The organism is Variovorax sp. H27-G14, assembly GCF_046156345.1.
Taxonomy (GTDB): domain Bacteria; phylum Pseudomonadota; class Gammaproteobacteria; order Burkholderiales; family Burkholderiaceae_C; genus Variovorax.
The window spans coordinates 39,244-60,282 of sequence record NZ_JAYLVN010000013.1 but is presented as its reverse complement, the minus strand read 5'-3'; the positions used below and the strand labels follow the sequence as shown (position 1 = coordinate 60,282).

Sequence of the window (21,039 nt, the reverse complement as noted above, 5' to 3'; positions counted from 1 at the left end):
AACGTTCAAGACAACCCGGCCTTGCCGCTGAGCGCCTTGGTGGCGCTCATCAGCATCGGCGCAAAGCGCTTGGCGAAGGCGTCCGCGCTCCAGTCGGCCAGCGAGCCCGAGATGTCGATGGCGGCAATCGGGCGGTTGTCGTTGTCGAGCACCGCGCTGGCCAGGCTGATCTCGCCGAGCAAGCTTTCCTCCGAGGCAATGGCGTAGCCGTCGGCCGCGCTCTGGGCAATCATTTCGCGGATCTGAGCGGGGTCGGTCACGGTGCGCGAGGTGAGCGGCGTGGCCGTGGAGCGCGCGAGGATGCCGTCGACTTCTTCCGAGGGCAGGTGCGACATGATCGAACGGCCGCTGGCCGTGTGGATGGTCGCCAGCCGCCGGCCAATCAACGTGGTGGTGTAGGTCTGGCGCTTGGTCTGGCGGCGCAGCGCAAAGATGATGGTGAGGTCATCGAACAGGCTCAGCTCCACGCGCTCGCCCGACTCGCGCTGCACGTCGACGATGAGCGGCGTGGCGCGCTCCAGCAGCGGCACGCTGCGCAGGTAGTCGAAGGTGCGCTCCAGAATCTTCTTGCCCAGCACGAAGCCGCGCCCGTTGATGCCGCGCTCCAGGTAGCCCAGCGTCACCAGCGTGTAGGCCATGCGTTGCGCGGCGCTGCGGTCCATTTCGCAGTACTCGGCAATGTCGTTGAGGCTGAGCGGCGCCGGATGGTCGGCGAAGCATTCGAGCACCTTCATGCCCTTGGCCAGGGACTGGATGTAGAGCGTGTCGGGGCGAGCGGTCATGCGGTGGAAATGCGCCGGGGCGCGGTAGGGCGGAGCGAAGGCCAGAGGATAGCGCATGGGTATCGCATCGCAATGCCTTGAGTGCGATTAACGATATGCCCCCGCGTCGAATTTCCGGCCCGCCCAGCCCGCGAAGGCTTCGCGCCTGTTTGCGGTCCTACCCGGCAAACCCCGCCAGCAGCGCATTGAACTTCGCGGGGTTCTCGATGAACATGAAGTGCGAGCCTGCCTCCGCGTCGTCGAAGATCTCGACCCGCGCCCCCGACACCTGCGTGGCCTCCCACCGCATGCAGCTGTGCGGCACCAGGCTGCCCTTGCCGCCGATGAACAGCGTGGGCCGGTCGATGCGCGGCAGCACCTCGCGCCAGTCCTGGTGGCAGTGGTTGTAGAGCAGGTCGGCCGCCGCGGCGCGCGGCATCTTCATGTTCATGTCGACGATCCACTGGAACAGGTCGGCGGAAATGCCGGGCGTGACCATGGCGCGCAGAAAGCCCACGGTGGCCTCGGTGCCGCCCGGGCCGCGCAGCGCGTTGGCGGTTTCGCTCACGCTGTCGGCCGTGAAGATGGGGCCGTAGTCCGCAACCTGCTGCTCGCTCCAGTCGGGGTTGCGGGTGAGGCAGGTTGCCTGGTCGCAGAAAACATAGCGGCCGATGCGCCCCGCACCGAAGAGGTCGAAGTGGCACCACAGCACCGAGCAACCCATCGAGTGGCCGACGATGGTCACCTGGTTCAGGTCGAGCGCCACCAGCGCGTTCTGCAGGTCGGTGGCCAGGCGCGCAATGCGGTAGCCGTAACCCGGCTTGTCGGCGTCGCCATGGCCGCGCAAATCGACCGCGATCACGCGGTGCGTGGCGGCCAGCCCTTCGAGCTGATGGCGGTATTGCGCGGCCGTTTGCGACCAGCCCGGTATCAGCACCAGGGTCGGGCCGCTGCCCGCCTCCAGGTAGCTCAGCCTGATGTCGCCATCCACGGCCACGGTCTTGCGCACGATGCCTGTCGTTGCTTCCATGTTTGTCTCCATGTCTGTCTCCTTTTATGAAATGAATTGGCCCAAGCTCAAAGGAACCCGATGGACAGCCACGGAATGGCCGCCACGGCAACGGTGCCCACCAGCAGGGCCAGCATGTAGCCGACGATCGGCTTGATGCCCTTGTCGGGCGACACCCTGCCAATGGCGCACGCCGCGTAGTAGCCCACCCCCAGCGGCGGCGCGAACAGCCCCAGGCCCATGGACAGCACCACGACCATGGCGTAGTGCACCTCATGAATGCCGAGCTGCCGCGCAATCGGAAACAGCAGCGGCCCGAACAGCACGATGGCCGGAATGCCCTCCAGCACCGAACCCAGCACCACGAAGGCGACCAGCGACACCGCCAGGAACATCGGCGCGCCGCCGGGCAGGCTGCCCATCACCTCGGCCAGCCAGCGCGAGAAGCCCGATTGCGTCAGCCCCCATGCCATGGCCGTGGCCGTGCCGATGATCAGCAGAATGGCGCCCGACAGCGACGCGGTGGCTACCAGCATCGGCCCCAGCCTTCGCCAGTCGAACTGCCGGTACACCAACAGCCCGGCCACCACGGCGTAGACGATGCCGATGGTCGACACCTCGGTTGCCGTGGCCACGCCTTCGACCACGGCCGCGCGAATCACAAAGGGCAACGCCAGCGCCGGCAGCGCCACGCCGGCCAGCTTGAGCACCTGGCGCATGGGCGGCCGCGCAACCTGGCTCAGGTCTTCATGCCGGTTGCGAAACCACACGACCACGCACAGCATCAGCCCCAGCACCACGGCCGGTAACAGGCCGCCGGTGAAGAGCGCGGCAATCGACACACCCGTGACGGAGCCGATGGTGATGAGCACCAGGCTCGGCGGCACGGTTTCGGTCTGCGCGCCGGTGGCGGCCAGCAGCGCCACGAGTTCGCCCTCGGCGGCGCCGCGCTTCTTCATCTCCGGGAACAGCGCGGGCGCAATGGCGGCCATGTCCGCCGCCTTGGAGCCCGAGATGCCCGACACCAGGTACATCGCACCCACCAGCACATACGAAAGCCCGCCCTTCACATGCCCCAGCAGGCTTGCCAGGAAGGCGACCATCGCCTTGGCCATGCCCGTCATCTCTATCAGCAGGCCCAGGAACACGAACAGCGGCACCGCCAGCAGGATGAGGTGCGACATGCCTTCGTCCATGCGCCCGACGATCACGGGCAGGGCGGTGTCGGTGGTCAGCGCCAGGTAGCCCAGGGTGCCCAGGCCGAACGCGAACGCGATCGGAATGCCGCTGAGCACGCAGGCCAGCACCACGCCCACGAAGAACACCAGCAGGTTGAGCCGGCCCAGGTCTTCGAACACCGCGCGCCCCAGCGTGAAGGCCGCAATGAGCGTGAAGACCACCGCCAAGGCCTGGGTCGAGGTCTTCCAGTCGAAGTCGCGCAACAGCCGCAGCACCGCGAACATGCCCATCAGCGCCACGCCCACCGGCAGGGCGGCGGCGCGCCATGCATTGGAAATGTCGAGCGCGGGCGTGGTGATGAAGCGCTCTTCGCTGGCGTACTCCCACGCAGGCCATGCCACCAGCGCCAAAAAGGCGAGGGCGGCGTAGAGCGACACGGCCTCGGCAAAGCGGCGGCGCGGCCCCGTCAGCCTGGACACCATCGCCGTCATGCGCATGTGCTCGCCGCGCCGCAGCGCCACCACCGCGCCCAGCATCGCGAGCCAGATGAAGATCATCGACGCGAGCTCGTCCGACCAGATCAGCGGCTTGTGCAGCACGAACCGCGCGACCACGCCGGCCAGCAGCACCGCCACGTCGGCCAGCACCAGCGCGCCCGCGGCCGTGTCGACCAGCGTGCCCAGCACGCGCTCGGCGCGCGCCACGAACGAGGCCGGGTTGGCCTCGTTGGCCGCGTCGCCATGGCCTTGCCCGTGCCCGTGCCCACCCGCCGTGGTGTCTTCGTCGTCGATTCCTGCAGGCCGTTCGTGGCGCTCTGGCGGCCGCGCCGCCGGGCGCGGCGTGTTCATGCGAGCTTGCCCGTGTTGCGCTCCAGCAGGGCCCAGGCTTCATCGCCGTACTTGGCCTTCCACTCCGCGTAGAAGCCGGCCTTGCGCAACTGGTCGCGAAACGCGGCGGGGTCGGGCTGGTTGACCTGCATGCCCTTGGCGGCCAGTTCCCTCTGCAGGTTGGCGTTGAGCTCGGCCACGTCGGTGCGCTCCTTCATGGCCGCGGCGTTGATGTGCTTTGCAACGACGGTCTGCAGCTCGGGCGGCAGCCTGTCCCACGCGCGCTTGTTGGCCAGGAACCAGAAGCCGTCCCACATGTGGTTGCTCATGGAGCAGAACTTCTGCACCTCGTAGAGCTTGGCGGTCGAGATGATGGCGAGCGGGTTCTCCTGCCCATCGACAATCTTGGTCTGCAGCGCGGAGTACACCTCGGCAAAGTTGATCGACGTGGGCGCGGCGTCCAGCGCCTTGAACATGGAGGTCCACAGCGGCGACACCGGCACGCGGATCTTGAAGCCCTTCAGGTCCGCCGGCGTTGCAATGGCCTTGTTCGACGAGGTGATCTGGCGAAAGCCGTTGTCCCAGATCTTCTCCATGGCCACGATGTTGGCCTTGGCGATCTGCGTGCGAATATGGCTGCCCAGATCGCCGTCCATGGCCTTCCACACGCTCGCGTAGTCGGGGAAGGCAAAGCCCACGCCGCTGATGGAAGCCGACGGCACCAGCGTCGACAGAATGAGCCCCGACAGCGTGAAGAACTCCACACCCCCCGAGCGCAACTGGCTCAGCACGTCGGTGTCGGAGCCCAGCTGGTTGTTGGGAAAGATCTGAATGTCTACCTGCCCGTTGGTCTCTGCGCGAATGGCGTCGGCCATCTCCTTGGCCCGCAGGTTCATCGGGTGCGACACGGGCAGGTTGTTGGCGTACTTGTAGTTGAAGACGTTCTTCTGCGCGAGGGCGTGGCGCAACGGGAGCGCAAGGCTCGAGGCGGCGACGGCGGTGCGCAGCACGGTGCGGCGTTGGATGTTCATTCTTTGTCTCGGTGTCTTGGTTTGTTTTGAATGCGATCGTCCGGGGGGCAGGGTGCAGGCTCAGTTCGTGGCGGCCTCCCCGATGTCCCCACGCTCGGCCAGCAGCCGGCGTATGTCGTTCTTGGTCACCTTGCCGTAGCCCGACCGGGGCAGCGACTCCCAGAAGAAGACGTGGCGCGGCCAGCGGTATTTGGCGCAGCGGCCGTCCAGGTGGCCCAGGATGTCCTCGGGCGTCACACCGTCGCGGTTGCACACCAGTACGGCCACGCCCACCTCGCCCCATTTGGCGTCGGGCATGCCCAGCACGGCAGCCTCGCGCACGGCGGGGTGGGTCAGCAGAATTTCTTCGACCTCGCGCGGGTAGACGTTGGAGCCACCCGAGATGTACATGTCCGACTCGCGGCCCGTGATGTAGAGCAGCCCTTGCGCGTCCACGCGGCCCAGGTCGCCGGTGTGGAACCAGCCGCCGCGCAGCGCCTTGGCCGTGGCCTCCGGGTTGTTGAAATAGCCCGCGAACACGGCGGGGCCGCGGCAGCAGATTTCACCGACCGCGCCTGCGGGCATGCGTTGCATGTGCTCGTCGAGGATGGCCACCTCCATGCCGGTGCGCGGCCGTCCGCACGAGCCGATGTGCGCGTTGGCATCGGCGTCGTCGGCCGAGTGCATCGACGGCGGCAGCACCGTGATGCAGCCCGTGACCTCGCCAAGCCCGAAGTACTGCACCAGCACCGGCCCGAGCTTTTGCAGCGCGCGCTTCTGGTCGGCCCGGTACATGGGTGCGCCGGCATACACCACGTAGCGCAGCGAGCCATGGTCGAACTCGTCGACCGACGGGTCTTCCACCAGCATCTTGACGATGGTCGGCACCGTGAACACGTTGCTCACCTTGTGTCGCTCCACCAGCGACCAGAAGCTGCGTGGCGCCAGCCTGTCGGAAGGCGGCAGCACCGTGGCCGCGCCGCGCGCCACGTTCAGCAGCGCATGAATGCCCGCGCCGTGCGACAGCGGCGCGACCGCAATGGAGCAGTCTTGCTCGGTGGTGCCGGGAATCAGGTCGGCCAGGTGGTTGGTCACCACGAAGGCGAGCTGCCCGTGCGTGAGCACCGCCGCCTTGGGCTTGCCGGTGGTGCCCGAGGTGTAGAAGTACCAGAGCGGCGTGTCGGCCTGCACATCGGCAATGGATTTTTCGGCGCCGGAGTTTGCGGCGAGCATCGCCTCGTAACCGTGCTCCCCCTGGCGCGGCACGCCGACAGCGACCACGTGGCGCAGGTGCGTGCTGGCCGCGCGCACCGCGTCCACGTGCGCGGCAAAGCAGTCTTCGGCCAGCATCACCGAGGCTTCGCTCGAACTGCCCAGGTACGCCACCTCCGGCGGCGTGAGCCGGAAGTTGACGGGCACCCACACCGCGCCCATGCGAAACGCGGCCCAGCAGCTTTCGAACAGCGCCAGGTTGTTGCGCGACTGCACCAGCAGCTTGTCGCCGGCCTGCATGCCCAGCGCGCGCAGGCCCTGCACGAGCGCGTCGACGCGCCCGTCTATCTCGCGCCAGGTCCACTCGCGCTCTTCCAGGATCAGGCCGACGCGTTGGGGAAACAGCGCCGCCGTCTGCGCAAGCAGCACCGACAGGTTGGCCGCCTGGGCTGCGCTCACGCCGCCTCCAGCACGCTGAGGTAGTTGGCCACGGCCGCGCCGCCCATGTTGAACACGGCACCCGGCTTGCCCGTGCCCACCTGCATGTCGCCGGCGGTGCCGCTCAGTTGCATCGCGGCCATCACGTGCTGCGACACACCCGTGGCGCCGATGGGGTGGCCGCGCGACTTCAGGCCGCCCGACGGGTTCACTGGCAGCCTGCCGTCCTTGCGCGTCACGCCGTCCAGAATCACGCGCGCGCCCTGGCCGTGCGGCGCCAGGCCCATGGCCTCGTACTCCAGCAGCTCGGCGATGGTGAAGCAGTCGTGTGTTTCCACGAAGCCCAGGTCGTCGAGCGTGAGCTGCGCTGCTGCCATCCCGCGGTGCCACGCCAGCGCCGCGCCTTCGAAGCGCGTGGGGTCGCGCCGCGACAGCGGCAGGTAGTCGTTGACCTGCGTGCGCGAGCGCCAGCGCACCGCAGGCACCGTCGCCGAGCCCACGGGCGCGGCCGAGATCACCAGCGCCGCGGCGCCGTCGGACACCAGCGAACAGTCGGAGCGCTTGAGCGGACCCGCAACGAACGGGTTCTTGTCCGACGGATTGCGGCAGAAGTCGAAACCCAGGTCGCGCCGCATGTGCGCAAACGGGTTGTGCGTGCCGTTGGCGTGGTTCTTGGCCGCAATGGCCGCCAGCGCGTCGCTCTGGTCGCCGAAGCGCTCGAAGTAGCCGCCCGCGATCTGGCCGAACACGCCGGCAAAGCCCGCGGGCGTGTCGCCTTCTTCCTTCACGTAGGAGCAGCGCAGCAGCGTTTGCGCAATGACCGGGCCGGGCACCGCGTTCATGATCTCGAAGCCCACCACCAGCGCGTGCCGCACGCGCCCGCTGGCCACCGCGTCCAGCGCGGCCCAGATCGCGGCCGACCCGGTGGCGCAGGCGTTTTCCAGCCGCACGGCCGGCACGTGGCGCAGGCCGGGCACCGCCATGGCCACCAGCGAGGCGCTGAAATCCTGCGGCAGGAAGCCGCTGTTGAAGTGGCCGACAAAGATGCCGTCGATGTCGCCGGCCTCCAGACCTGCGGTGCGCAGCGCGGGCTCGACCGCGTCACGGATCAGTTGCTCGCTGTCCGCCGCGTCGAGCTTGCCGAAGGGCGTGTGGCCCCAGCCGACGATGTAGCTGTTGGTGTGCATGGGCTTTGCTCCTCAGGCGGGGTTGGGTTGGCTGGCGTGGCCAGCCGTGGTCGTGGTCGTGGGCAGGCCGCGGCGCAGCGTCGGCAGGCCGACGCCGGCCGCGTCGAAGCCGCCGTCCACCGCAATCACCTGGCCGTTGATGAAGCTCGCCGCGTCGCTGCACAGAAAGCCGACCGTGTGGGCCATTTCCTCCACACTGCCATAGCGGCCCAGCGGAATGGCGTCGCAGTAGTCGGAGCGAATGGCCACGCTGTGGACCAGCTTGGCCATTTCGGTTTCCACGGGGCCGGGCGCGATCACGTTCACGCGCACGCCCGCATTGCCCAGCTCGACCGCGTACTGCTTGGTGAGGTGGATGAGCGCCGCTTTGCTGGTGCCGTAGGCCACGCGCAGCGTGCTGGCGCGCAGGCCCGAGATGGACGCCACGTTCACCACCGCGCCGCGGCCGGCCTCGGCCATCCATGCGCCGAAGGCCTGCGTGCAGAGAAACGCGCCGTCCAGGTTGGTGCCCAGCACGGTGCGCCAGTCCGCGAAGGTGGTCTCCGCGATGCGCTTGAACACCGCCACGCCGGCGTTGTTGACCAGCGCATCGACGCGCCCGAAGCGGCCCAGCACGGCCCTGGCCGCGGCGTCGACCTGCGCGGGGTCGGACACGTCGCAGCGCACGCCCAGCACACGCTCTGGCAGGGCCAGGTCGCGCACGGCGTTGTCGAGCGTGGCGTGGTCGTTGTCGAGCAGCGCGACCTGGTAGCCGTGCGCCAGGAACCACTGTCCGATGGCCAGGCCGATGCCGCGCGCGCCTCCGGTGACGACGGCGACGCGGGGGGAAGATGGCGCAGAGGATGGTGTAGCGGAGGGTGTGTCTGTCATGGTTTTCTTGCGTTTGCGGAATCAGGATTCGTCGGAAGGCAGCCACTCTTCGAGCGTGATCTCGAAGGTGACGCACACGGCGTTGGCGCCCGCCACGAAAGGGCCGCCGTAGACCTGGCCCTGCGTGTCGGCGACCACACCGGTCAGTGCCGCGCGCAGCGTGCCGTCGGACTGGCGGCGCACTTCGCCGGCCAGGCTCACAATTTCCACGGCGGGCCCGCGAATCACCTGGCAGGTGCCGTCGGGCCGCTCCAGGCAGGCGTCGACCAGGCTGCCCAGCGCGCCGCGCACAAAGGCGTTGCCGAAGCCCTGGGCCACGCAGAGCTTTTCAACGCTCTGCATCAGGTCTTCGTTGGGGCCGATGCGTGCGTAGGCCACGCGGCCCATGCGGCCGCGCTCGATCAGGCGCACATCAGACATGGGCCACCGCCCTGGCTTCGGGGCGCATCAGCGGCATGCGGGTTTCTTCGTCGTAGGACACGCGCAGCTCGAAGCTGTCGAGCGCGGTGACCACCACCGTGACGGGAATGCGGCCGACCACCGTGCGCTCGGTCAGGATGTGCCCGCCGCGCACGCGCCCGTCGGCTTCGCGGAACGCGCCGTGGCAGTGCACCACCGGGCTGCCGCTGGCCGAGCGGCCCAGCGTGGCATTGCCGAAGATGAGCCGCGCGCCGCGCAGCGTTTCGGGTGCGCCGTAGGTGGCAAGCACGCGGCCGGTGGGGTCAGGCAGCGCCATGCAGAAGCTCATGGCGTCGAGCTCGCCGTCGATGAGCGTCATCGATGCGCTGGCCACGTCTTCGCTGTACAGCGCCCGCACGAGGCTGTCGTACAGCGTGGCGCCCGGGGGCAGCGACAGGCGAAAGTGCCGGCCCTTGTCGGCGTGCATGTGGGCGATCCGCACAGGCCCGCTAGGGCCGGGGTGAACCACGGTGCGTGCTCGTGGCAGGCCCGTCGTTTTCTCGATCATTTCTTTGTCTCCTTGGCGCGCGGCAGGGGTAGAGCCGGCGTCTGGCACAAAGTCTAGGATCGGACATCCATAGCAACAAATCTACAATTCAGATAGATCAATACAGGATTCAGATCGATGGAACTGCGCCACCTTCGCTGCCTGGTCGCCGTGGCAGAAGAGCTTCACTTCGGCCGCGCCGCGCAACGCCTGCACTTGTCGCAGCCCCCTGTGAGCCTGGCCATCAAGGAGCTGGAAGACGAACTGGGCGTGGCCCTGTTCGAGCGCACCTCGCGGCGCATTGCCATCACGCGCGCGGGCGAAGACGCGCTGCACGATGCGCGCGCCGTGCTCGCCGGCATGGAAACCATGCGCCGGCGCGCGCACGACGGCGCGGCCGGCATCATGGGCTCGATTGCGGTCGGCTTCATCAGCCTGCCCGCCTATTCGTTCCTGCCGCAGACGCTGCGCTGCTTCAACGAAGCGCATCCGCGCGCGCGGGTGGCGCTGCGCGAGGGCATCACCGAGCAGATCGTTGCCGACGTCGAGGCCGGCCACCTCGACGTGGGAATGGTGCTGCAGCCGTCCGACATGCCGGCCACGCTCGGCTCGCGGCTGGTGCAGAAAGACACGCTGATCCTTGCGCTGCCGGAGGCGCATCCGCTGGCCGGTGCCGGGCCGGTGGCGCTGGAAAAGTTCTCGGGCGAGCGCTTTCTGGGCTTCGAGCGCCATATCGGCCCGCAGATGTTCGACGCCATCGTCACCACCTGCATGCGCCGCGGCTTCAGCCCGCTGATGTTTCCGGCGCGGCAGATGAACACCATCGTGAGCCTGGTGTCGGGCGGCGTGGGCATTGCGCTGGTGCCGGCTTGCGTGAAGGCGCTGCACCGCGAAGGCGTGGTGTACCGCTCGCTGAAGGGCGAGAAGACCTACGTCGACACGCTGGTGGTGTGGCGCAAGTCGGACGAGTCGCCGTTGGTGAAGGCCTTGTTGGCGTTGCTGCCCGATGCAGCACCCAGGGCGGGAAGAAAAGCAGCGGTGGGCGGGGCGCTCGGCTGAGCGCCCGGCGGGCGGCTTTCAGTCCAGCATCGGCGTCAGGTCCGGATCGCCCTTGGCCATGGCGCGGCGGTACGCCGGCCGCTCGCCAATGCGCTGCAGGTAGGCACGAATGTTCGGCCACGGTGCCAGGTCGAGCGGCTGGAACAGCCGCATCGTGGTGAGCGAGAACACGCTCATGATGTCGGCCGCCGTGAACTCGTCGCCCGCCAGGTAGGTCGCTTCGCCCAGCCGTTTTTCCAGCAGCGTCAGCACCAGGTCGAGCCGGCCCTGCACGGCCTTGATCATCGGGTGGTCCGCCGCGAGCTTGGCGCGGCTCATCATCATCATTCGGCCCATCGACGGTTGCAGGTTGCCGTTGGCAAAGTGAAACCAGTACAGAAAGGCGGCGTAGTCCGCATGCTCCGGGCCGGGCTTCAGGCGGCCGCCGCCGTGCTTCACGATGATGTATTCGACGATGGCAGCCGACTCGGCCATCAGCAGATCGCCGTCTTCGATGACCGGCGCCGCGCCCAGCGGGTGCAGCGCCTTGAGCTCGGGCGGCGAGAGCACGGTGACCGCGTCGCGCGTGTGGTGCTGCAGTTCGTAAGGAATGTCCAGCTCTTCGCAGAGCCAGACGATGCGTTCGGATTGGGAATGGCCGAGGTGATGGATCTTGAGCATGGGGTGCGGGGGTGTAAAGGGTGTGGGGGAGTGGTTGCGGGTGTCGGGGTGCGCCGCCGGCCAATGCAGAAAGCACGCTGGCGCGGCGGCACGAGATGGTCGCACGTAACCCGCCGTCTTCCTGTCAGCCGATCAGCCTATCAGTCGCAAAGCCGACTCCCACGCCATCTGCGAATGCGCCAGCCCCTCTTCGCGGTTGAACTGCGCCGCCGTGCGCTCGCACACGGCCGCGGGCGGCAGGCTCAGCTTGCGCCCGCCGCTCAGCGCCTTCACCTGCGCCTGGCAGGCACGCTCCAGAAAGTAGATGTTCAGGAAGGCCTCGGCAATGGTGCGGCCCGCGGCCAGCAGGCCGTGGTTGCGCAGGATCATCACGCGGTGCGTGCCCAGGCTGTTCACCAGCCGCTCGCGCTCGTCCAGGTCCAGCGCAATGCCTTCGTAGTCGTGGTACGCCAGGTGGCCGTAGAACTTCAGCGCGTGCTGGCTGATCGGCAGCAGGCCTTCTTCCTGGCACGACACCGCAATGCCGTCGGCCGTGTGCGTGTGAATGACGCAGGCCAGGTCGTGCCGCGCCATGTGCACGGCCGAGTGAATGGTGAAGCCCGCCGCGTTCACGCGCTGTGACGCATCGGCCGCGTTCACGGCCTGGCCGCTCGGGTCGATCTTCACCAGGTCCTGCGGCTGCATCTCGTGGAACAACACGCCGTAGCGGTTGATGAGAAAGTGGTCGGGCGTGCCCGGCAACCGCGCGCTGATGTGCGTGTCGACCAGGTCCGTCATGCGGAAGTGGGCAATCAGGCGGTACAGCGCGGCCAGGTCGTGCCGCGTGCGGGCCTCGGCTTCGGCAATGGCTGCGGGGGAGAGTGTCTCTTCGGTGGTGGTCATGCGTGGGGTGCGGCTGCAAGGCCGGGTTGTTGCCGAATCAGCGCGGCCACCGCCAGGCTCTGCGCGTCGCCCTGGCGCTCCAGCGCGGCGATGACGCCGAGACGGTCGGCCACCGACTTGTCCTGGTTGAGCTTCATCTTTCCTTCGATGCGCGCAATGGGAATGTGCACCGCGGCAATGGCCTTCAGCCGCAGCGCGGTGTAGTCGGCCGGAACGCCCGGAAACGACCAGTCGCCGCCCAGCGGCGTGTCGTAGGTGGCCACGGTGCGTTGCAGCACCGCGTGAATGGCGTCGGTGTCTTCCACCACCTGGGGCGTGCCGTGCACGTGAATGGCGGTGTAGTTCCATGTCGGAAAGGTCAGGCGGTGCTCATACCAGCTCGGCGAGATGAAGGCGTGCGGCCCCTGGAAAATCACCAGTGCCGGCACGCCGGCCTTCAGGTCAAGAAACTGCGGATTGCCGCGCGCCAGGTGCGTGGTCAACAGGCCATGCGAGCCTTGCGGGGTGTCTTCGTCGACCAGAAAGGGCAGGTGCGTGGCGTTGAGCCCGTTCGCGCCGTGCGTCACTAGCGTGGCAAAGCTCCACTCGCGCATGCGCGCACGCAGCAGCACCTCGTCTTGCTCGGCATAGGCCGGTGGCGTGTACATGGGCGCGGTCCTCAGGCGTGGCGCTGCAGCCAGCCCACCGTGTCGTCGAAGGCCACGCCGGCCACGTCGGCCACCGACACCGCCTCCAGAAAGCTGTGCACCGTGCCCTTGTAGACCTTCGATTCCACATCCACGCCCTCTGCCTTCATCTTGGCGACCATGTCGATGTTGCCGTCGTACAGCGGGTCGCACTCGGTAATGACCAGAAAGGCCGGCGGAATGCCGTGCAGGTCGGCGTCCAGCAGGTTCATGCGCGGGTCGGTGTAGTCCTCCTTGCGCCCGAGGTAGTTCCGGTAGAACCACACCATCATGTGCAGGGAGAGGCCGTAGTCGCCCGCGCCGTAGCGCACCACCGAGTCCTGGTACAGGTCGGTGCTGAAGCCGGTGTAGTTGAGCACCATGCCGCGAATCGGGCTTTCGCCGATGTCGCGAAAGTGCAGGCAGGTGCCCAGCGACAGGTTGCCGCCGGCCGAGTCGCCGCCAATGAAGAGCTGCGCCGCGTCGATCTCCAGCGCACCCGCGTTGGCCTTCAGCCAGTTCACGGTGTCGATGCATTCCTCGATCGGTTGCGGAAACTTGGCCTCCGGCGCGCGGGTGTAGTTGATGCCCACCACCACGATGCCCGCGCGCTGCGCGTACTCGCGCATCACGCGGTCGTGCGTGTTCACGCTGAACAGCACGAAGCCGCCGCCGTGGATGTAGAAAAACGCGCCCGGCATGCGGCGCTCGCTCGGGTAGTACACGCGCACCATCACCTCGCCGTGGCGCGTGGGCACCTGGTGCTCTACGGTGCGCGCCATGCGCGGGCCGCCTTCGGTCCAGGGCGCGCGCACCTGCTCGGCAATGTCGCGGCCTTCGGCGATGGACACGGTGTCGCGGCGCGGAAACTTCGAGGCGTCGGCCGACATCTTCTGCACGAAGAGCTGCACCTGCGGGTCGAGCGGCGCGGGCTTGGCGCCCTGGGTCGATGCGGCGAATGCGGGGTCGAGTTGGGTCATGGTGTGCGTTGCCAGAGAAAATTGAAAGAGAGGAACGGTGCCGCGCTCAGTAGCCGCGCGCCGTGTCCACCTGGTTGAAAAACGGCGCGCCCGCGCGCAGCTGCGCCACGTTGCGTGCGATCTGCGAGGCAACCACGTCGAAGGCCGCCATGGTCGCCATGTGCGGCGTGACCACCACGCCGCTCGCCTGCCAGAGCGGGTTTTCTGGCGGAAGCGGCTCCTGCTCGAACACGTCGATCACCGCGCCGCGCAACTGGCCGCTGTCCAGTGCGGCCAGCAGGTCGCTTTCGACCAGGTGCTCGCCGCGGCCGCAATGAATGAGCGCGCTGCCCTTGGGCATGGCCGCGAAGGTGCGCGCATTCAGAATGCCGCGCGTGTGCGGGGTGAGCGGCAGCAGGCACACCAGCACGTCGGTCTGCGCCAGGAAGGGCGCCAAGCCCGCCTCGCCGCTGAACACGGTCACGCCCGGCATGTCGCGCGCGGTGCGCGCCCAGCCGCTCACCGTGTAGCCCAGCTGCGGCAGGTACGAGGCGATGTGCCCGCCCAGCTCGCCCAGGCCCATCAGCCCCACGCGGCAGGAAGCCGCGGGCGTCTGCAGCGGGCGCTTCCATTGCTGCGTGCGCTGGCTGGCCATGGCCTGGTCGATCTTGCGGTGGAAATGCAGCACGCCCCACAGCACGAACTGCAGCATGCCGTCGGCCAGCAGCGGGTCGACCACGCGGCACACCGGCAGACCGCGCAGCTCTTGCTCGGCCACCACGTTGTCGACGCCGGCCGCAATGCTGTGCACCAGTTTCAGGTTGGGCATGCGCGCATACACGCCGGGCGGCGACTGCCAGCAGGCGGCCACCTCGGCCTGCAGGCAACGCGGGTCGGGCCAGGTGACGATGTCGAGCGTCGGGTCCGCGGCCAGCAGCAGCGGGCGCAGAAAGTCCATGTCGACGGAGCGGCTCAAGAGGGCGACGGTGGTCATGCGTTTGTCAGGGGTTGGCAAGAAGGTGCAGTGCCAGCGCTCGGTAAGCGGGCAAGGTGGTCGGGTCGAGTCCGGCGTTGCCGGCCTTGGGGTGGGAGGCGAAGCGCGCAATCGTCATCTCGGCCACGGGGTCGATGTACACGCCCTGGCCGTGAATGCCGCGCGCGCAGTACGCGCCGTGGGCGTTGTGCGTCACCCACCACATGTGGCGGTAGCTCCAGCCGGGCAGCAGCGCATAGCCCGCATGCGCGAAGTGCGCGGGGCTGCCGCCACGGCGAATGTCTTGCACCGCCGCCTCGGGCACGATCTGCCGGCCATTGAAGAAGCCGTTGCCGCGCATCACTTCGCCGAAGCGGGCCATGTCGCGCAGCGTGCCGTTGAAGGCACCGCCCGCGCCCGCCAGGCGCTTGCCGTCGACGCCAAAGTACGCGTCGTGCTCCGCGCCCATCGGCTGCCACAGGCGCTGCGCCACCAGCTGCTGCAGTGTCTGCCCGGTCACGTTGCACAGGATCCATGCCAGCACCTCGGTGTTGACGGTCTTGTAGGCAAAGGCTTCGCCGTGCCAGTTGTTGCGCTGCACGGTGCACAGGAACGCGCGAATGCCGCAGGGGTCGATCACGCCGGGCTCGCGCGGCAGTTGCCCTGCTGCGCGCAGGTAAGACCACACCTCGGCGCCGGGGCGCGTGTAGTCCTCGTCGTATTCGAGCGCGGTCGTCATGTCCATGGTCTGGCGCACCGTGGCGTTGCCCCAGGCGCTGGCCTCCAGCGCGGGCACGTAGGCGGTCACCAGCGCGTCGGGGTCGATGCGCCCGGCCACCATCTCGGCCGCGGCCAGCGTGCCGACCAGCGACTTGGTGACCGACATGCACACATGTGGCGTGTGCGGCTGCAACGGCCCGTCGTAGTGTTCGTAGACGATGCGGCCCTTGTGCAGCACCACGATGCCGTCGGTGTGGTTGGCCGCGAGCGACTGGCGCCAGCGCATGGGCGCAGCGCCGCCCAGGGGCGTGAACGTCAGGTCGTCGATGTCGTCGCGCAGCGCGTAGGCCAGCGTGCTCACCGGCCCTTCACCGCGCCACACCTGCGTGGTCGGCACGCTCTCGCGCAATGCGCTGAAGCGTTCGCGCACCCGGGGCGCGGACCACGCCAGCGGATCTTCCGACAGGCGAGGCGCGCCCATGCGCCAGCCCAGTTCCACGGAGTCCGTCATGCCGCGAGCTTGTGTTCGAAGTAGTCCAGGCCCGGCATGGCGCTGAGCAACTGGCGCGTGTACTCATGCTGCGGTGCGCTGAACAGCTGCCCCGGCGCGCCGCGCTCCACGATCTGCCCCTTGCGCATCACCACCACCGAGTTGGAAATTTCTGCGGCCACGCGCAGGTCGTGCGTGATGAACATCATCGTCAGGCCCAGCTCCGCCTTCAGCTCGGCCAGCAGCGCGAGCACCTGCGCCTGAATCGACACGTCCAGCGCGGACACGGCCTCGTCGGCAATCAGCAGGCGCGGCTTGAGCGCCAGCGCGCGCGCAATCGAAATGCGCTGGCGCTGCCCGCCCGAGAACTCGTGCGGAAAGCGGTTGACGGCCGAGGCGCCCAGCCCCACGCGATCGAGCAGCGCGGCGGCAATCTTCAGTGCCTCGGCACGCGGCGTGCCGAAGATCATCGGGCCGCGCGCAATGGCATCGCCCACTTTCTGGCGCGGGTTGAGCGAGGCGAACGGGTCCTGAAAAATGATCTGCACCTGCCGGCGGTACGCACGCAGCGCCGTTGCGTCTTGCGTGAGCACCGGCTGGCCCGCGAAGGTGATGGCGCCGCTGTCGGGCTCGATGAGCCGCATCACCATGCGCCCGAGCGTCGATTTGCCCGAGCCCGATTCGCCCACCACGGACACGGTTTCGCCTTCCTCGATGGACAGGTCGATGCCGTCGGCCGCCACCACCGTGCGCGGCGGCGCGAACAAGCCGGACTTGGACACGAAGGTCTTGCGCAGTTGTTCGATCTTGAGCAGTGGCTCGGCCCGGCTGGCACTCAGTGGTGTGCTGCGCGCATGCCGCCCCGGCACAGCGTCGATGAGCGCGCGCGTGTACGCATGCTGCGGGTTGCGCAGCACCTCGTCGCGCGTGCCTTGCTCCACCACGCAGCCGTGGCGCATCACCACCACGCGGTCGGCAATGTCCGCGACCACGCCGAAGTCGTGCGTGATGAACAGAACGCCCATGCGGCGCTCGGCCTGCAGCGACTGGATCAAATCGAGAATCTGGCGCTGCGTGGTCACGTCCAGCGCGGTGGTCGGTTCGTCGGCCAGCAGCAGGCGCGGGTTGTTCAGCAGCGCCATGGCAATCATCACGCGCTGGCGCTGCCCGCCCGACAGTTGAAACGGGTAGCTGCGCACGATCTGCCGGGGTGCCGGCAGGCCCACGGCTTCGATGATTGCAAGGCAACGCTCTTCGACGGCCGCGCCCGACAGGCCCGCCGTGTTGTGCAGCAGCAGCGCCTCGGCCACCTGCGCACCGATGCGCTGCAGCGGGTTGAGCGCGCTCATCGGCTCCTGGAACACCATGGCAATGCGCTCGCCACGCAGCTTGCGCATGCTGGCCGCGTCGAGCTGTGCGAGGTCGGTGCCTTCGAGCAGCACGCGGCTCTTGGCGTCGAGCTTCACGCGCGGCGGCAGCAGGCCCAGGATGGCATGCGCCGTCATCGACTTGCCCGAACCTGACTCGCCGACCAGGCAGACGATTTCGTTTTCGGCAATGTCCAGCGAGAGCTTTTCGACGGCGTAGCTGCGGTCGCCCGAGCTGGGCAGCACGATCGACAGGTCGCGAATCGACAGCAGCGGGGCGGCGGCCGAGGCAGGCGGTGTGGTCGGCGTTGTGGAGGGCGGCATCGTGGTCATTGGCGCGAGATCCGTGGGTTGAGCACGTCGTTCAGGCCTTCGCCCACAAGGTTGATGGCCAGCACCGTCAGCAGGATGGCCAGGCCGGGAAAAAAGCTCATCCACCAGGCCTGGCGCAGCATGGTGCGCGCCGCGCCAATCATGAAACCCCAGCTCATGAGGTTGGGGTCGCCCAGGCCCATGAAGCTCAGCGCGCTTTCGATCAGGATGGCGCTGGCGATGCTCAGCGAGCCCGCCACGATGATCGGCGACAGCGCGTTCGGCAGGATGTAGCGCACGATCAGCGAGAACGGCGACTCCCCCTGGCAGCGCGCCGCCTGCACGAACTCGCGCTCCTTCAGGCTCAGGAACTCGCCGCGCGTGAGGCGCGCCACCTGCGGCCAGCTGACCAGTGCAATGGCCACCACCACCGTGCGAATCGACGGCTCCAGAATGGCCACCAGCAAGATGCACAGCATGAACGCCGGAATGGTCTGGAACAGTTCGGTGAAGCGCATCAGCGCCTCGCCGATGCGCCCGCCCAGGTAGCCCGACAGGGCACCCACCACAATGCCGATGATCAATGCCACCAGCGTGGATGTGAGCCCGATCATCAGCGACACGCGCGTGCCGTGCGCAATGCCCGAGGCAATGTCGCGCCCCAGGCTGTCGCTGCCCAGCAGCATGCCGTCGGTGCCGGGCGGCGTGAAGGGCGCCGCAATGGTGTCCCACGGGTCGCCCGGAAAGAACAGCGGCGCGGTCACGGCCAGCGCAATCACCGCCAGCAAGATCACCAGCCCGAGCATGCCGCTCGGGTGGCGCAGAAAAGAACGAAGAGTGGCTTTCATAAGGGGTTCAGGCGGCCTTGATGCGGGGGTCTATCACGCGGTACAACAAATCGGTGAGCCAGTTGAAGGCAATCACCAGCACCGACAGCACCAGAAAAATGCCCAGCATCACCTGGTAGTCGCGCTGCAGCACCGCGTCGTACGTGAGGCGGCCCAGGCCGGGCCAGGCGAACACCGTCTCGATGACCACCGAGCCGCCGATCAGCGTGCCGGCCTGCACGCCGGCCATGGTCACCACCGGCAGCAGCGCGTTGCGCAGCATGTGGCGCCACAGAATGCGGCTGTCGGAGGCGCCCTTGGCGCGCGCCGTCTTCACGTAGTCCTGGTGGCTCACCTCGATGATGGAAGAGCGCATGAGCCGTGCATAGATCGCCAGGTACAGCATGCCCAGCGTGAAGGCGGGCAGCACCAGGTGCTTGAGCTTGTCGAGCACCGCGGCGCCGGCGCTCATCGGCACGCCGATGGTCTCGTAGCCGAAGGCCGGCAGCCAGCCCAGCTGCACCGAGAACAGCAGCACCAGCATCAGCCCGAGCCAGAACACCGGCGTGGCGTAGATCACCAACGCCAGCAGGCTGATGAAGGTGTCCGACAGCTTGCCCGCGCGCACGCCCGCCAGCGCCCCCAGCACCACGCCGCCCACCAGCGATATGGCGAATGCAGACAGCGTGAGCAGCAGCGTGGCCGGCAGCCGCTCGGCAATGGCGCTGGCCACCGTGCGCTGCTGGCGGTACGAGTAGCCCAGGTCGAGCGTGATCACCTTGCCCAGGTAGGTCGCAAGCTGCGTGGTCACGGGTTTGTCGAGCCCGTAGTCCTTGCGCACGCGGGCCAGAAAGGCCTCGTCGGTCGCACCCGACTGCCCGGCAATGACCAGCGCCGGGTCGCCCGGCGCGGCGCGCACCAGCATGAAGTTGAAGATGGCGATGAGCAGCACCACCACCACCATCTTGAGCAGCCGCGCCGCCAAGGCACCCAAGGTGCCCAAAGCGCCCGCAGCGCCGACCCCACTCACCCCGCCAAGCCATTGCAGTTTCATGGACGCGTCAGGCCTTGAACGACACGGTGTCGAAACTCTCGTGAATGCCGATGGCCGTGGTCACCAGGTTCTCGATGCGCTTGTCGTAGATGGTGGGAAATTCCATTTCCACCAGCCATGCGATGGGCACGTCTTCGACGATGAGCTTTTGCATCTGGCTGTACAGCGCGCCGCGCTTGGCCTCGTCGATTTCCACCGCGGCCTCTTCCGCGATGCGGTCGACCTCGGGGTTCGAATAGCCCACCGTGTTGGTGAACAGGATCTTGCGGATGTTCGATGTCACGTAGTTGCGCGTGACACCCAGCGCCGGGTCGCCGAACTGGTAGAGCCACGACAGGTTCATGTCGTAGTCCCAGTTGCTGATGCGCTGCGTGTAGCTGCCGGGGTCGGTCGACTCCAGCGTCACGGCAATGCCCACCTTGGCCAGCGACTGGCGGATGTACTCGCAGGTGCGCTGCACCATCTCGCCGTAGGGCGACACGGGCAGTTTCACGCGGGCGCGCACGCCCTTGTCGTCGGGCTTCAGGCCCATCTCGTCGAGCAGCGCCTTGGCCTTGTCGATGGAGTAGTCGTACTTGCGCACGTTGGGCTCGTAGAACTTGGTCTTGGAGTTGACCGGCCCCGTGGCCACCTTGCCGAAACCGTAGAGGATTTTGTCCTTGATGAAGTTGCGATCGATGGCGTGCATCACCGCCTGGCGAAAGCGCTTGTCGTTCAGCGGCGCGGTGCGGTTGTTGATCTCCAGCCACATGATGGGCGCGAAGTATTCGTAGCCCTTGGTCGTGACCGCCAGGTTCGACTTCTTGCCCAGCCGCTGCGCGTCGAACAGCTCCAGGTCGGTCCACTGCGTGAGCTGCACCGTGCCGTTTTCCAGCGCCAGCGCGCGCGAGGCACCGTCGGGCACCACGCGGTAGATGATGGCGTCCAGATGGGGCAGGCCGGGCTTGAAGTAGGCCTCGTTGCGCACCAGGTGAATGTGCGAGCCGCGCACCCATTCCTTCAGCTTGAACGGGCCCGAGCCAATGGGCGCCAGGTTGGCGGGGTTCTTGGTGACGTCTGTGCCCGCGTACACATGCTTGGGCATCACCGGCAGGTTGGAGATGTCGAAGGCGCCAATGAAGGGCGCGAACGGCTGCTGCAGTTTGAACACCACCGTGAATGCATCCGGCGCGGTGATCGACTCGCAGCGCCCGAACAGCGCCTTGGCGCGCGGGTGCGTGATCGGCAGAAAGTCTTTCACCGTGTAGAGCACGTCCTCGGAGGTCAGCGGCTTGCCGTCGTGCCACTTCACGTTGCGCTCCAGGTTGAAGGTGTAGGTCTTGCCGTCGGGCGAAATGGTCCAGCTCTTGGCCAGGCTGGGCAGCGGCTTCAGGTTGACGTCGTAAGTCAGCAAGCTCAGAAAGATCTTGCCCGCCACCATCTGCGTGGGCGTGAGCTGGCTGATGGCAAGGTTCAGGATCGGCGGCTCCGGTTGCACGATCGAGTTGAGCGTGCCGCCGCGCGTCTGCCCGTGGGCGCGGGTGATGCCGAGGTTGAGCTCGAGCATGCCCATGGCGCCGGCGCCCATCAGGAACTTGTTGAAGTCGCGTTTGTGCATGAAGGTCCTCGAAGGATGGTTTGAATTCAGGGGGT

General features: G+C 67.6%; 20 protein-coding genes. 1 reads left to right on the top strand and 19 read right to left on the bottom strand.

All coding sequences use genetic code 11. The features are described from left to right. Positions 1-5: 5 nt before the first annotated feature. The 9 genes from VLK31_RS25035 to VLK31_RS24995 form a co-directional block, all read right to left on the bottom strand. The gene (locus VLK31_RS25035; RefSeq protein ID WP_409171170.1) at positions 6-839 is read right to left on the bottom strand and encodes an IclR family transcriptional regulator; all 834 of its coding nucleotides are present in this window, start codon (positions 837-839) and stop codon (positions 6-8) included. Between the two features lie 100 nt (positions 840-939). Continuing rightward, the gene (locus tag VLK31_RS25030; protein ID WP_409171169.1) at positions 940-1,791 is read right to left on the bottom strand and encodes an alpha/beta fold hydrolase; all 852 of its coding nucleotides are present in this window, start codon (positions 1,789-1,791) and stop codon (positions 940-942) included. A gap of 47 nt (positions 1,792-1,838) precedes the next feature. Next, a complete protein-coding gene (locus VLK31_RS25025; protein ID WP_409171168.1) occupies positions 1,839-3,797 on the bottom strand; it encodes a TRAP transporter large permease subunit in 1,959 nt (652 codons plus the stop codon). Further along, positions 3,794-4,807, bottom strand: coding sequence for a TRAP transporter substrate-binding protein (locus VLK31_RS25020; RefSeq protein ID WP_409171167.1), 1,014 nt, complete (start codon positions 4,805-4,807; stop codon positions 3,794-3,796). The genes VLK31_RS25025 and VLK31_RS25020 overlap by 4 nt, the downstream gene beginning before the upstream one ends. 60 nt (positions 4,808-4,867) lie before the next feature. Continuing rightward, the gene (locus tag VLK31_RS25015; protein ID WP_409171166.1) at positions 4,868-6,457 is read right to left on the bottom strand and encodes an acyl-CoA synthetase; all 1,590 of its coding nucleotides are present in this window, start codon (positions 6,455-6,457) and stop codon (positions 4,868-4,870) included. Continuing rightward, the gene (locus tag VLK31_RS25010; protein WP_409171165.1) at positions 6,454-7,623 is read right to left on the bottom strand and encodes an acetyl-CoA acetyltransferase; all 1,170 of its coding nucleotides are present in this window, start codon (positions 7,621-7,623) and stop codon (positions 6,454-6,456) included. The genes VLK31_RS25015 and VLK31_RS25010 overlap by 4 nt, the downstream gene beginning before the upstream one ends. Before the next feature lie 12 nt (positions 7,624-7,635). Continuing rightward, a complete protein-coding gene (locus VLK31_RS25005; protein WP_409171164.1) occupies positions 7,636-8,493 on the bottom strand; it encodes an SDR family NAD(P)-dependent oxidoreductase in 858 nt (285 codons plus the stop codon). A gap of 21 nt (positions 8,494-8,514) precedes the next feature. Then, positions 8,515-8,913: a PPC domain-containing DNA-binding protein gene (locus VLK31_RS25000; protein ID WP_409171163.1), complete on the bottom strand. Its 399-nt coding sequence runs from the start codon at positions 8,911-8,913 to the stop codon at positions 8,515-8,517. Further along, positions 8,906-9,460: a PCC domain-containing protein gene (locus VLK31_RS24995; RefSeq protein ID WP_409171162.1), complete on the bottom strand. Its 555-nt coding sequence runs from the start codon at positions 9,458-9,460 to the stop codon at positions 8,906-8,908. Before VLK31_RS24995 ends, VLK31_RS25000 begins: the two co-directional genes overlap by 8 nt. 117 nt (positions 9,461-9,577) lie before the next feature. Between VLK31_RS24995 and VLK31_RS24990 the strand changes: the two genes are divergently transcribed. Continuing rightward, positions 9,578-10,498 (top strand): LysR family transcriptional regulator, encoded by a 921-nt coding sequence (locus tag VLK31_RS24990; RefSeq protein WP_409171161.1) that lies wholly within the window; start codon positions 9,578-9,580, stop codon positions 10,496-10,498. An 18-nt stretch (positions 10,499-10,516) separates the two neighbouring features. Here the strand turns inward: VLK31_RS24990 and VLK31_RS24985 are convergent, their stop codons facing one another. The 10 genes from VLK31_RS24985 to VLK31_RS24940 all read right to left on the bottom strand — a co-directional run bounded on the left by VLK31_RS24985 (position 10,517) and on the right by VLK31_RS24940 (position 21,004). Continuing rightward, positions 10,517-11,158 carry a glutathione S-transferase family protein gene (locus tag VLK31_RS24985; RefSeq protein ID WP_409171160.1) on the bottom strand — a complete coding sequence of 214 codons (642 nt, stop codon included), beginning with the start codon at positions 11,156-11,158 and terminating at the stop codon, positions 10,517-10,519. A 132-nt stretch (positions 11,159-11,290) separates the two neighbouring features. Next, complete coding sequence (locus VLK31_RS24980; RefSeq protein WP_409171159.1) at positions 11,291-12,040, bottom strand: class II aldolase/adducin family protein; 750 nt, start codon at positions 12,038-12,040, stop codon at positions 11,291-11,293. Next, the gene (locus VLK31_RS24975; RefSeq protein ID WP_409171158.1) at positions 12,037-12,687 is read right to left on the bottom strand and encodes an FMN-binding negative transcriptional regulator; all 651 of its coding nucleotides are present in this window, start codon (positions 12,685-12,687) and stop codon (positions 12,037-12,039) included. Before VLK31_RS24975 ends, VLK31_RS24980 begins: the two co-directional genes overlap by 4 nt. An 11-nt stretch (positions 12,688-12,698) precedes the next feature. Next, a complete protein-coding gene (locus VLK31_RS24970; protein WP_409171157.1) occupies positions 12,699-13,685 on the bottom strand; it encodes an alpha/beta hydrolase in 987 nt (328 codons plus the stop codon). A 46-nt stretch (positions 13,686-13,731) separates the two neighbouring features. Further along, entirely contained in the window at positions 13,732-14,658 is a 927-nt protein-coding gene (locus VLK31_RS24965) for a 2-hydroxyacid dehydrogenase (RefSeq protein ID WP_409171156.1), read from the bottom strand. A 7-nt stretch (positions 14,659-14,665) separates the two neighbouring features. After that, positions 14,666-15,868, bottom strand: coding sequence for a serine hydrolase domain-containing protein (locus VLK31_RS24960; RefSeq protein WP_409171155.1), 1,203 nt, complete (start codon positions 15,866-15,868; stop codon positions 14,666-14,668). After that, entirely contained in the window at positions 15,865-17,538 is a 1,674-nt protein-coding gene (locus VLK31_RS24955) for an ABC transporter ATP-binding protein (RefSeq protein WP_409171154.1), read from the bottom strand. The genes VLK31_RS24960 and VLK31_RS24955 overlap by 4 nt, the downstream gene beginning before the upstream one ends. 5 nt (positions 17,539-17,543) lie before the next feature. After that, positions 17,544-18,374, bottom strand: a complete 831-nt coding sequence (locus VLK31_RS24950; protein WP_409171153.1) for an ABC transporter permease — start codon at positions 18,372-18,374, stop codon at positions 17,544-17,546. Positions 18,375-18,381: 7 nt separating this feature from the next. Next, positions 18,382-19,407, bottom strand: coding sequence for an ABC transporter permease (locus VLK31_RS24945; protein WP_409171152.1), 1,026 nt, complete (start codon positions 19,405-19,407; stop codon positions 18,382-18,384). A gap of 7 nt (positions 19,408-19,414) precedes the next feature. After that, the gene (locus VLK31_RS24940) at positions 19,415-21,004 is read right to left on the bottom strand and encodes an ABC transporter substrate-binding protein (RefSeq protein WP_409171151.1); all 1,590 of its coding nucleotides are present in this window, start codon (positions 21,002-21,004) and stop codon (positions 19,415-19,417) included. Between the last annotated feature and the right edge of the window lie 35 nt (positions 21,005-21,039).